This window comes from Geomicrobium sp. JSM 1781026, from assembly GCF_041949955.1.
Taxonomy (GTDB): Bacteria; Bacillota; Bacilli; order Bacillales; family Marinococcaceae; genus Geomicrobium_A.
In genome coordinates this window covers 430,128-442,146 of the sequence record NZ_JBHFQF010000001.1, presented here as the reverse complement: position 1 = coordinate 442,146, position 12,019 = coordinate 430,128, and the positions used below count along the sequence as shown (strand labels likewise).

Genomic DNA, 12,019 nt, shown 5'->3' with positions numbered 1-12,019 from the left:
AAAGGAGGCTATTCATGGAACTTCAAGAAGCAACAAAAGAGAATATGACTTACATGTTTGAAAAGCTGCAGGAACGATTAAACGTCGTCAATCGGGCGATTCTAGACCCAGATGGCTATTCGTTATCACGATATGATGATATTCGTGATGTGTACGATTACGTCATTCATCATCCTAATCTAAGCGTAAAAGAGATCGATGCGCTCGTTTCTGAGCTTGGGTCCATTAAGGTTAAGAAATAATTCTCAGCACTAACCATTTTCTTAGAAATTGGTTAGTGCTGTTTTTCTACCACATCTTTGCTTAATTCTGCAAGTGCAAGTTGCGCAGCATGCTGTTCTGCAGCTTTCTTCGTCTTTCCTCTTCCTTCACCGTGCAATGCTTTATTTACATACACTTGTGAAACGAACTCTCGACTATGTGCAGGTCCTTCCTCAGCGACAATCTCATATTGAATTCTAGCGCCACTTTCTTGCTGAACGAACTCTTGCAATTGACTTTTAAAATCCATCACATGTGTATAACTGCCACTTTTAATCTTCTGATAGACCGTCTCTTCAAGGAATACGTACACCGAATCCATGCCTTGGTCAAGATAAAGTGCACCGACAAACGCTTCAAACACATCAGCGAGCATGGCTGGGCGTTCGCGGCCTCCACTCATTTCTTCCCCTTTACCTAAAAAGATAAGCGTTCCGAAGTTCAAACGCTCAGCTAAGTCTGCAAGGGATGGCTCACATACAACTGCTGCTCGGAGTTTCGTCATCTCCCCTTCTTGCATCGTCGGGAACCGTTTAAATAGATGCTGGGATACGGCAAGCTCAAGTACAGCATCTCCAAGAAACTCCAATCGTTCATTATCTTGGTCCGAACGAAACCTCTGTTCATTCACATAGGATGAATGAGTAAATGCTTGATAGAGAATTTGTTTATTCGTAAACGTAATCGATAAACTTTCAATTAAATCATCAAACCGCCTTGCCAATTGCGGGTGAACATTCGTCTGAGCTTTACGTTTTGGCTTTCGCTCCGTTTGCCGCCGCATAAGCACACTCCTTTCAAAGATCCTAACCGGAAAACAAGTTCTGCACCTTTGTGCAGAACTTGTTCGTTCAGTTACTGTGCATCTATGTAATTGACGACATCAGCAACCGTTGAAATTTTTTCAGCTTCTTCATCAGAAATTTCAAGTTCAAACTCATCTTCAAGTTCCATAACGAGTTCAACAACATCAAGGGAATCTGCTCCGAGATCGTCTTTGAATGTTGCTTCCATTTTTACGTCTGCTGCTTCTACGCTTAGTCGATCTACGATAATCTTCGTTACACGTTCAAGTGTGTTATTCTCTGCCATATTTATTCGCCTCCATTAATCATCTTTCTCTTTTAAGAAAAAGATGGCAATCCTTTTGTTATTATAGATGAAACTTCGAAAAAAAACTAGTGAATATCGTCCTTTATCCCATGTACATACCGCCGTCTACATGCAGGGTTTGCCCTGTCATATAACGACTTGCATCACTGGCAAGAAAAACGACGGCTTCTGCAATGTCTTCTGGCTTTCCGAGTTCATTTAGTGGAATGTTTGCCAACAAACTAACTCGCGTTTGTTCATCAAGTTGGTCGGTCATTTCCGTTGCGATGAACCCAGGAGCAACCGCATTGACACGGATGTTCCGTGCCGCAAATTCTCGAGCTAGCGTCTTTGTTAGACCGAGAACACCTGCTTTTGCCGCTGTGTAATTCGCTTGGCCCGCGTTCCCAATGGAACCAACAACCGATGCAATGTTAATGATCGCTCCGCTCCGCTGCTTCATCATTGGTCGGGATGCCGCTTTGGAGCATAGAAACACCCCCTTTAAATTTGTATCGATGACTGCGTCCCAATCGTCACTTTTCATGCGCATAACGAGGTTGTCTCGTGTAATCCCGGCGTTATTAATGAGCAGGTCAATGCCCCCGAATTGAGATTGCACTTCTTGAAACATGTTCTTGACGTCATCTTCACTCGCAACATCTGCTTGAATGGTGAAAGCCTCAACACCTTCAGCTATACATTCATTTTTTACTTCGTCTGCTTTGGCAGCATTTCCAGCATAGTTAATCGCAACATCTGCCCCTTGTTTTGCAAGAGCGACTGCAATGGCGCGACCAATTCCTCGTGAACCACCAGTAACAAGAGCTTTTTTGCCTTTTAACGTCATTATCTCACCGCCTTTACTGCTTGTTTAAATTGTTCAGCTTCTTCGAGGTTGCTGATGGAGAAAACATTCACATCTCGGCGTTGAATCTTTTTTACGAGCCCAGACAAAACTTGACCGCTCCCAAATTCAACGAACGTATCTACCCCTTCACGAATCATAAAGCGGATCGTGTCCTCCCAATACACCGGTGAGGTGAGCTGCTCTACTAGACCTTGCCGCAACTCTTCTCCGTTTGAAACTGGTGCAGCATGAATGTTCGTTACAACGGGGACACGTGCATCTTGGAATTCAATCGCTGTGAGTACGTCTCGCAACTGTTCTTTTGCCGGTTCCATTAACGCTGAATGGAATGGACCGCTCACGTTTAGTGGCATTACTCGTCTTGCCCCTTCTTCTTTCGCAGCCGCAGATGCAACTTGTACCCCCTCAACCGTCCCAGAAATGACGATTTGTCCAGGAGCATTCAAGTTTGCCAATTGAACCGCGTGACCAGACTCACTTACTCGCTTTGTGATCTGCATGAGCGGTTCACGTTCCATCCCAATAACGGCCGCCATCGTTCCCTCGCCCGTAGGAACTGCTGCTTGCATAAACTTGCCTCGCTCATGAACCGCATAAACTGCGTCATCAAAACGAAGGGCACCCGCGGCAACAAGCGCGCTATACTCCCCAAGACTATGCCCAGCCATGTAACTAGGCTCAATCTCGGCACCTTCTAAAAGGGAAAGACTTGCAATGCTCGCCGTTAGAAGCGCTGGTTGCGCGTTTGCCGTTTCTTTCAATTGTTCTTCAGGTCCGTTTTTCATTAACTCGCTTAAAGAAAATGGCAACCTGTCATCCGCACGGTCGAGAATTGCTTTTGCACTGTCACTGTCATTTGCTGCAGCATGTCCCATTCCGAGCGCTTGAGAACCTTGACCAGGAAATAAATATGCAATGTTTTCCATCGTTTCCACTCCCTATCCCTCTGAAGAAGTTAGTTCACGTTCAATCACACCGGGTACTTGTTCTTCAACCATTTGCATCGCCTGTCTGATCGCATGAAATACCGCAGTATGATCCGAAGAACCGTGCGCTTTAATGACAGGGGCACGCAGTCCGAAGAGTCCAGCTCCACCATAGTGGGAATAACTCATTTTTTCTTTAATATTTTTGAAGGAAGGTTTTAATACTCCGGCGGCGAGCTTGTTCATCGTTGAAGAAGTGAGCTCGGTTTTTAGTATAGAGAACAATGATTCCGCGGTTCCCTCAATCGTTTTCAGGAGAATGTTACCAGAGAAACCGTCGGTGACGACGACGTCACAAACGCCGTTTAAAACGTCCCGTGCTTCTACATTGCCAATGAAATTAAAATCGGCTTCTTGTAGGCGGGCAAATGCCGCTTTACTTAACTCATTGCCCTTGCCTTCCTCTGTTCCAACATTCAATAGCCCAACACGTGGGTTTTTACGGTTTTTTACTTGTCGCAAGTAAACGTCACCCATCACCCCATACTGATAAAGGTGTTCCGGCCGCGCATCAACATTCGCCCCGACGTCTAGCAACAAAAACCCTTCACCGTCTAGCGTCGGAAGCATCGGTGCGAGTGCTGGTCGCTCTACCCCTTCAATGCGCCCAACGTGTAAAAGTCCAGCTGTCATTAATGCCCCGGTATTGCCCGCTGAAATACACGCTTTCGCTCTTCCTTCACGTACTTCTCGAACTGCGAGCACCATCGACGCTTCTTTTTTTCTTCTCACTGCTTTTGTTGGTGAATCTTCAGAAGTGATCACTTCTGTCGTATGCTTTACTTCAATTCTTTCGTGATCTGTTAGGTGAGGCTTGATCAATTCTTCGTTTCCAATCAGTTGGATCGTAATATGATCAAACGCTTTAACCGCAGCCAGGGCTCCCGCTACTTGTGCTTTAGGAGCATGATCTCCACCCATGGCGTCTACCGCTATTTTCATTGCCGATCCCCTTTTCTCCGCATCTTGTTTGATACGTTTTCCATTTCAATCGCCTGTCCTCGCGACATAATAAACTCCCCGGAAAACACTACCGAGTGGTCGACTGTGCTCGTTACTTCAACGACCGACCAACCGTCATCCGTCTTGACTACCTTTGCTTTAGCAATGACACGGTCCCCTGCTTTTACTGGCTGAGAAAACCGAACTTTTGCACTGCCGGTAACGACAAATTCATTATTAATAATGGCCACTGCAAGTGAATTCGCTTGGGCGAACATATGGTGACCCCGGGCAATCCCATTTCTTGAAAATACTTGTTCATTCGTAATTTCCATAATTGAAATGGCTTTCTCATCTAATTCTAAATCAACGACCTCACCGATGACTTCTTCGTTTGTCAGTGCCTTTACGTCATCGTGGTGACCTCTAGCTACAGACTTTATTCGCTCCCGAAGTTCTGGAATTTGCAGTTCCATACGGTCCAAACGGATCGTTTGAATACTAACAGAAAACCGTTCCGCCAACGCCTCATCTGTAATAAATGGATCGGCTTCGATCGTTTCTTTCAGTTCGCTTTTTCGAATATGTTTAGGCTTTTTCATTCTTAAAGAGCACCGCATTTCTATGACTAGGTCCTAATAGTAGTTTGCAACAGTCCAAAGATAAAATCAACCGTTGACCATTGTTAATCAAGCTTGTCTTCTGACAACGCTCCTGAAGTGACCAAGTCCGTTCGCAACGCTTCGTACTCAGGATCTTCCCAAAAAGAGGAGGACTCAAACAGCGATTTTGCATCTTGTCTAGCCGTTTCTAATGCCCGGTAATCGTGCACCGGATCGGCAAGTCTAAACTTCGGCATGCCACTTTGCTTTTTCCCGAGTAATTCACCAGGTCCACGTAATTTCAAGTCTTCTTCGGCAAGTACAAATCCGTCTGTCGTTTCTGTCATAATGCGCATACGCTCTTTCCCGGTCTCTGATGACGGGTTGGCGAGCAAGATGCAATACGACTGGTTGTGACCTCTACCGACGCGACCACGAAGCTGATGCAACTGCGCTAGACCAAATCGATCTGCATCATAGATGACCATGCACGTCGCATTTGGAACATTCACACCGACTTCAATCACTGTCGTCGCGACGAGAACATCCAAATTTTGGGATGTGAATTGTTCCATCACTTCTCGTTTTTCATCATTGTGAAGGCGTCCATGAAGCAAACCGACGCGGTCCCCTGAAAGAATTGCTTGTAACTGCGCATGCAAATCGATGGCATTTTGGACATCGAGCTGTTCTGACTCCTCGATGAGCGGGCAAACGAAATACACTTGCCGTTTGTTCTGAATCTCTCTCTTAATGAAGTTAACAACCCGCTCAAACAAAGACATGTTCACCCAATACGTTTCCACTGCTTTTCGACCCGTAGGTAACTCATCGATCCTTGATACGTCCATGTCACCATACGCCGTAATCGCCAAAGTTCGAGGAATAGGTGTTGCGGTCATGAATAAAACATCAGGGTCGCCTTTTTCTTTTAGGGCGCGACGTTGCTTCACCCCAAACCGGTGTTGCTCATCAGTGACGACAAGACCTAACTTCGGAATTGGAACATCTGGCTGAATGAGCGCATGCGTTCCAATAATCAGGTCCACTTCTTTGTTTTCCAGTTGTTCAATGATGTCGCGACGCTCCGCCGCTTTCGTTGACCCTGTGAGCACCGAGACATTCACTGGATCGTCAGCAAACATCTCTTTAAAAGCTTCATAATGTTGACCTGCTAGAATTTCTGTTGGAACCATTAATGCGGCTTGCTTCCCAGCAGTAACAGCAGCATACATTGCGATGGCTGCAACTGCTGTTTTGCCTGATCCTACATCCCCTTGTAAGAGACGATTCATTCGATGCCCACTGCGCATATCAAATAGAATTTCTTGTAGAGAACGCTCCTGCGCTCCTGTGAGTGTAAAAGGAAGCCCTTGAATAAACGTGCTCACTCGCTCTTGGTCATCTTGTAATCCTTCTAAGTATTCACTTTTTCTTAGCGCATGCTTATAGGCGTGCATGCGTAGCTGAAACGTCAAAAACTCTTCATAAATAAACCTGCGCCTTGCATGCTTTAGTTGCTCTGCATCTTGTGGTTGATGCAGTTGCCTTAACGTTTCTTCTATTGATGGCAGCTTGTACTTCTCTCGAATAGAGAAAGGAAGCATCTCCAAAGGAAATACTTCTCTATTACGGGAAAGATCCGCAATCCATGTTTTTAATTGTCGATTTGTAAGTTTGCCTGTCAATTGATAGATCGGATCATACGGAGTACGTTCTTGACGCTCCCCGATTTCAATGTGTTTGGCTGTTACTTGTGCACGGCTTCGATTCCATTTCCCGGTTACTGTGATCGTCATCCCTGGTGAGAGTTTCCCTTTTAGGAATGCACGATTAAAAGCAGTCACCTCTATTGCGTGACCGCCGCTGTCCAATCGAAAGGTAAGAATGTTTTTTGCTTTACTGTAGCGGCGCACTCGCGCCTCACCGATCATCTCACCGGAGATGGTTGCCTGTTCATTATGTTCAATGTCTTCAATCGGTCTGATTTCGATATTTTCATAACGAAAGGGGATGTGAAACCATAAATCTTCGATTGTGGATATGCCGAGGCGCTCCAAATCTTTTTCTGCTTCTGGTCCGACACCTTTTAATTGCTGGACTTCTGAGTGGCGATCCATCCCATTCACGACCGCTCTAGCGATATATTAAAGATTTTGGTCTCAAGTTCTCTACCTGTCGGTGTCGCGGCCAGACCACCCATTGCTGTTTCTTTGAGTGACTCAGACATACTTTCGCCAATCCGGTACATTGCATCAATGACCTCATCACATGGAATTCGGCTTTCAATACCTGCTAGAGCCATGTCAGCAGCTACCATAGCAATGGCCGCTCCAGCTGCATTTCTTTTAACACAAGGAACTTCTACGAGTCCAGCTACAGGGTCACAAACGAGGCCGAGCATATTCTTTAACGCCATCGCCATCGCTTCAGCAGATTGCCTTGGTGTCCCTCCAGCAAGTTCAGTCGCTGCCGCAGCAGCCATACCTGCTGCCGAACCGACTTCAGCTTGGCAACCACCTGCTGCACCAGAAATGGATGCATTGTTGGCGACAACAAGTCCGAAAGCACCTGACGTTAATAAATACCTTTGCATCGCTTCTCTTGAAGGGTTTAGCTTGTCCTTAAGACTAAAAAGCGTACCGGGTACAACTCCAGCAGACCCCGCTGTTGGCGTCGCACAAATCATGCCCATAGCGGCGTTCACTTCATTGGTCGCCATCGCACGACTGACGGCATGGAGCACCGTGTCCCCACTTAGCCCTTTGCCTTCGGCAATGTATTGTTCGAGCTTCTTACCATCACCACCGGTGAGTCCAGACACAGAACGAATATCCTCTTCTACCCCACGCTTTGCCGCATCTTCCATGATCTTTAATTTCTCATCCATATCTTCTAAGACCGCTTCTCGACTTCGTCCGGTCACTTCAACTTCTTGGCGAATCATCGCCTCTGAAATCGAGATCTGGTCACGATCCGTGCGTTCGATCAATTCAGCTACATTCCGAAACATTAGTGATCACCTCAATATCATTCATTCAGCTTCGCTACTTGTGTAATGTGTTCGAGACGTTCTAACGATTCAATCATGTCATCTGTGACGGATTGATCCATTTCAATCACCATTAACGCTTCTCGACCTTTTTCTTTACGTGAAACTTCCATATGCCCAATGTTTACTTTGTGCGCTGCTAAAAGGTTGGCGACGTTAGCAATTACGCCGTAACGATCTTGATGGACAATGAGAAGGGCAGGATGATGTCCTGATAAATTAAGTTGAAAGCCATTAAGCTCCACCACTTCAATCTTCCCACCACCAATGGATATCCCAACGAGTTCCATTGATTTCTCCTTCGCCTCAAGACGGAGCTTAACTGTGTTTGGGTGGTCCATTATCGCATCTTCTTCATGGAATCTGACACGCATTTTTCTTTCTTTTGCAAGCTCTTTCGCTTGTGGGATTCGCTCATCAAACGTGTCGAAATCCAACAATCCACCGATAAGAGCAACATCGGTTCCGTGACCTTTATACGTCTTTGCAAACGACCCGTATAGGTGGATGTTCACGCGCTCAGGTTGCTCATGAAACAATAATCTTGCGAGCCGACCAATTCTTGCCGCACCCGCCGTATGTGAACTAGATGGACCGATCATAATCGGCCCTATAATTTCTGTTACACTCCGATACTTCATGCTAATCCCCTCTCAACCGAAGGTTTACTTGTTTTCATCTGCAGGGATCACCATGATTGCGATGGTTCCCGGCCCTACGTGTGTACCGATGACAGCCCCAATTTCTGTTTTGACTGTTGACACCGTATTAAGCCTAGACGAGACGGTTTCAAGAACAGAATCACCGACATCACTCGCGACTGCATGTGAAAGACCAATCTTCACGGGCTGATCGTTATACTCCGCAGCGAGTGTCTCGACAATCTTATCAATTGCCTTCTTGCGGCCTCGTACTTTTTCAAAAGGGTACACTTCCCCTTCTTTCGAAAGTGATAAGATCGGTTTCATCTTTAATAGCGAACCGATAAGTGCTGCTGCCTTTCCAATACGTCCGTTTTTTTGCAGATATTCAAGTGTCTCGACAAGAAAGTATACCGATGTTGATTCAAGCAACTCATCAATTCGCGCTTGTACCTGTTCCGCACTCGCCCCAGTTGCAGCAAGTCTAGCAACATCCTCTACGATAATCCCAATGGAATAACTCGCCTTTTTAGAATCAATCACATGAACACGAATCTTGTCTTCAACTTCTCCTGCTGCAATGCTCGCCGCTTGGTAAGTACCGCTAAGTTTGGATGAAAGGTGTATCGAAAACACGATCGTCTCTTCATCTGCATCTGTGCTAATTTTTGAGTAGAGCGTTTCAAAGTCATAAGGTGACGGCTGAGAAGTTGTCGGCATCACACTCGTCTTCCCCAACTTCTCATAAAACTGCGCCGGTGAAAGTTCTTCCCCGTCCAAGTACGTTTCTTGCTCAGAAAAGTTCACCTTTAGTGGAATGACCGTAATATCTAGTTCTTCAACAAGATCTTTAGGAATATCCGCCGTACTGTCTGTGACGATCTTCACACGTGTCATCGTTCAACCATCCCCCCTGCTATTCAGCAGCTATAATATAATGATACAGTGGCTGTTTGCCCTCGTGTACTTCAGTCTCAACGTCTGGGTGATGGCTTTCAATATGCTTAATGAGCGCATCTGTACACGACTGTTCCGCGTCTTCCCCGCTAATGATGGTGACCATTTCCGTGTCTTCATCGATCATCTTCTCGGTCACTTTTACAAGTGTCTCGTTTAACGGATCACCTGCACTAACAATTTTATTCTCAACAAGCCCCATGTAGTCGTCTTTTTTAATGTCGATGCCTTCGATGGACGTGTCTCGAATTGACGTCGTCACTTGTCCACTACGGACATGTTGAATACTATCGGTCATCTCCTCTTGGTTCTGATCAACATCTTGCATGCCATTAAACGCAAATAAAGCGCTTAACCCTTGTGGCACAGACTTTGTTGGGATGACTCGAACATCTTTATCGCTCACTTCAGCGGCTTGCTCAGCCGTCATAATGATGTTGCTGTTATTTGGAATCAAAAAGATATGCTTCGCATTAAAACGTTCAATGGACCGAGTCAGCTGCTCAGTACTCGGGTTCATCGTCTGTCCACCTTCGATTACTTCGTCAACGCCAATGCTCTTAAATAGCTCACTGACACCACTTCCCATCGCAACGGTAATGAGCGCAAAGTCTTTTTGCTCACCTGGCGCCGCGGCAGGTATGTGACCATCATAATCGTTAGAAAGAGCCGCATGCTGATCTCTCATATTATCGACTTTCACGTGAGTAAGATCGCCATACTTTTGCGCTTCGTTCATCACAAAGCCCGGATGCTCAGCATGAATATGAATCTTAATGAGGTCCTCATCACTTACGACGAGTAGTGAATCTCCGTATTGACTCAACGTGTTACGAAAATCATCTTCCACATAAGGATTCTTCTTCACTTTCTCATCGTCAAAGCGAATCATTACTTCTGTACAGTAGCCAAACTCGATGTCTTCAGCAGCCATATCGCCTTGAATATTATGGTGTTCGACCGTAACGAGCTCTTCCATTGTTGGTTGCTCTGTTGCGTAATCATCGGTCGTTTCGCCTCGCAGAGCCGCCATCATTCCTTCGTAAATGTAAACGAGCCCTTGGCCACCAGAGTCAACAACGCCGACTTCTTTAAGCACTGGCAACAAGTCTGGTGTTCGCTTAAGAGACGCCTTCGCTTCTTCAATGACAATGGCGAGTAACTCTTCGGCGTCCCGATGCTTCTTCACAGCTTTCTTTGCAGCTGCTGCTGCATCTTTAGCTACCGTAAGAATCGTGCCTTCTACAGGCTTCATAACCGCCTTGTACGCCGTTTCTACTCCAGCGTCTAATGCTTCGGCCAAATGCGTACCGTCTAGTTCTTGCTTTTGCTCAATTCCTTTGGCAAATCCGCGAAACAGTTGAGACAAAATCACACCAGAATTGCCTCTTGCTCCCATAAGCAATCCTTTCGAAAATCGTTTTGCCACTTCACTTGCTGAAGCTGAATTGCCTTGGTTCATTTCTTTGACACCTGACCGAATGGTCAAGCTCATATTTGTTCCTGTATCACCATCTGGCACAGGAAATACATTTAGAGCATCGACGCGCTTCGCATGTTTCTCAAGCGACGCTGCTCCCTCAGTAAACATGGCCAGAAGCATCTGGCCGTCTATCTTATTCGACACTGTATACCACCTCATTTATCCATACGCTACGGGTTTGTAACACGAACACCCTGTACAAAAATATTGACTGACTCCACATTTAAGCCGAGCAGCTTTTCAAGTTGATACTTCACTTTCGTTTGCACGTTATACGCCACCTCGGAAATCTTCGTTCCGTAGCTGACAATAATGTACATATCAATAATTAGATCTTCATTTTCTTCTCGAATGACAACCCCTCGAGAAAAATTATCTCTTTTTAGTAGTTCGGAAATGCCGTCTTTAATCTGCTTTTGAGAGGCCATGCCTACAATTCCGTAGCAATCGGTCGCTGCTCCTCCTGCAACGGTAGCAACAACTTCCCTAGAGATGTCAATGGTACCTAGTTGTGAATTCATTTCTAAGGCCATAGCCATCCTCCTTTCGTCAATCTGTAATGAGAACTATCGACAGTTTACTATATTTCTGGACTTTTATAAAGCGACTGTTAAGAAAACCATATTGATTTTTGTGCACAATCTATGCTAAGATGTTTCAGTGCAAGTAAGGGAAGTGTTAAGGTAAAGGAGGGAATATGATGGCACGTAAATGTTACGTTACGGGTCGTGGACCATCAAGCGGGAATAACCGCTCACATGCGAACAACTCATCAAAACGTCGTTGGGGCGCAAACGTACAAAAAGTACGTATTCTAGTAGACGGTAAACCAAAACGAGTTTATGTATCTGCAAAAGCTTTGAAAGCCGGCAAGGTGGAGCGCGTATAATCCGCGTCGCCAGCCGGTTTTTTTACGACCGACGAAAGAAAAAAGCCTCGCATAACGCGAGGCTTTTTTCTTTCCAGGGTGTTGTGGCGCTCAATCTTTTTTAAATGAGTTCAGCATTGCACGAACAACTCCGCCGAGAAACTTAGGAAGCTTGATCGTATAAAATTTCATGACTATTCCTCCTTGAAGGCCAGCTATTACCGAAGAATAATTACTGACGGGCACATACGGATTCTTCTATAT

15 protein-coding genes are annotated in these 12,019 nt (G+C 45.6%); 2 read left to right on the top strand and 13 right to left on the bottom strand.

All coding sequences use genetic code 11. From position 1 onward, the window contains the following. Positions 1 to 14: 14 nt before the first annotated feature. A complete protein-coding gene (locus tag ACE1TF_RS02200; protein ID WP_375013876.1) occupies positions 15 to 242 on the top strand; it encodes a DUF1128 domain-containing protein in 228 nt (75 codons plus the stop codon). A 32-nt stretch (positions 243 to 274) separates the two neighbouring features. Here ACE1TF_RS02200 and rnc read toward each other — a convergent pair whose 3' ends face one another. The 12 genes from rnc to ACE1TF_RS02140 form a co-directional block, all read right to left on the bottom strand. Next, positions 275 to 1,045, bottom strand: coding sequence for a ribonuclease III (rnc, locus tag ACE1TF_RS02195; protein ID WP_375013874.1), 771 nt, complete (start codon positions 1,043 to 1,045; stop codon positions 275 to 277). A gap of 71 nt (positions 1,046 to 1,116) precedes the next feature. After that, a complete protein-coding gene (acpP, locus tag ACE1TF_RS02190) occupies positions 1,117 to 1,353 on the bottom strand; it encodes an acyl carrier protein (protein ID WP_042401995.1) in 237 nt (78 codons plus the stop codon). Between the two features lie 103 nt (positions 1,354 to 1,456). After that, positions 1,457 to 2,203, bottom strand: a complete 747-nt coding sequence (gene fabG / locus ACE1TF_RS02185; protein WP_375013872.1) for a 3-oxoacyl-[acyl-carrier-protein] reductase — start codon at positions 2,201 to 2,203, stop codon at positions 1,457 to 1,459. Beyond that, a complete protein-coding gene (gene fabD / locus ACE1TF_RS02180; RefSeq protein WP_375013870.1) occupies positions 2,203 to 3,150 on the bottom strand; it encodes an ACP S-malonyltransferase in 948 nt (315 codons plus the stop codon). Before fabD ends, fabG begins: the two co-directional genes overlap by 1 nt. Before the next feature lie 12 nt (positions 3,151 to 3,162). Then, on the bottom strand, positions 3,163 to 4,152 hold the full coding sequence (gene plsX / locus ACE1TF_RS02175) for a phosphate acyltransferase PlsX (protein WP_375013868.1): 990 nt from the start codon (positions 4,150 to 4,152) through the stop codon (positions 3,163 to 3,165). Further along, positions 4,149 to 4,754, bottom strand: coding sequence for a transcription factor FapR (gene fapR / locus ACE1TF_RS02170; RefSeq protein WP_375013866.1), 606 nt, complete (start codon positions 4,752 to 4,754; stop codon positions 4,149 to 4,151). The genes plsX and fapR overlap by 4 nt, the downstream gene beginning before the upstream one ends. An 83-nt stretch (positions 4,755 to 4,837) precedes the next feature. After that, positions 4,838 to 6,874, bottom strand: a complete 2,037-nt coding sequence (gene recG / locus ACE1TF_RS02165) for an ATP-dependent DNA helicase RecG (RefSeq protein WP_375013864.1) — start codon at positions 6,872 to 6,874, stop codon at positions 4,838 to 4,840. 5 nt (positions 6,875 to 6,879) lie between these two features. Beyond that, on the bottom strand, positions 6,880 to 7,767 hold the full coding sequence (sdaAA, locus tag ACE1TF_RS02160; RefSeq protein WP_042401984.1) for an L-serine ammonia-lyase, iron-sulfur-dependent, subunit alpha: 888 nt from the start codon (positions 7,765 to 7,767) through the stop codon (positions 6,880 to 6,882). Between the two features lie 17 nt (positions 7,768 to 7,784). Next, positions 7,785 to 8,447 carry an L-serine ammonia-lyase, iron-sulfur-dependent subunit beta gene (sdaAB, locus tag ACE1TF_RS02155; RefSeq protein ID WP_042401981.1) on the bottom strand — a complete coding sequence of 221 codons (663 nt, stop codon included), beginning with the start codon at positions 8,445 to 8,447 and terminating at the stop codon, positions 7,785 to 7,787. Between the two features lie 24 nt (positions 8,448 to 8,471). Then, positions 8,472 to 9,344, bottom strand: a complete 873-nt coding sequence (locus ACE1TF_RS02150) for a DegV family protein (RefSeq protein ID WP_042401979.1) — start codon at positions 9,342 to 9,344, stop codon at positions 8,472 to 8,474. Positions 9,345 to 9,363: 19 nt separating this feature from the next. After that, positions 9,364 to 11,031, bottom strand: coding sequence for a DAK2 domain-containing protein (locus tag ACE1TF_RS02145; protein ID WP_375013861.1), 1,668 nt, complete (start codon positions 11,029 to 11,031; stop codon positions 9,364 to 9,366). 26 nt (positions 11,032 to 11,057) lie between these two features. Beyond that, a complete protein-coding gene (locus ACE1TF_RS02140) occupies positions 11,058 to 11,420 on the bottom strand; it encodes an Asp23/Gls24 family envelope stress response protein (protein ID WP_042401978.1) in 363 nt (120 codons plus the stop codon). A gap of 167 nt (positions 11,421 to 11,587) precedes the next feature. On the opposite strand from ACE1TF_RS02140, the gene rpmB reads away from it, so the two are divergent. Beyond that, positions 11,588 to 11,776, top strand: coding sequence for a 50S ribosomal protein L28 (rpmB, locus tag ACE1TF_RS02135; protein ID WP_042401976.1), 189 nt, complete (start codon positions 11,588 to 11,590; stop codon positions 11,774 to 11,776). Positions 11,777 to 11,866: 90 nt separating this feature from the next. Here the strand turns inward: rpmB and spoVM are convergent, their stop codons facing one another. Then, positions 11,867 to 11,947: a stage V sporulation protein SpoVM gene (gene spoVM / locus ACE1TF_RS02130; RefSeq protein ID WP_042401972.1), complete on the bottom strand. Its 81-nt coding sequence runs from the start codon at positions 11,945 to 11,947 to the stop codon at positions 11,867 to 11,869. Positions 11,948 to 12,019 lie beyond the last annotated feature (72 nt).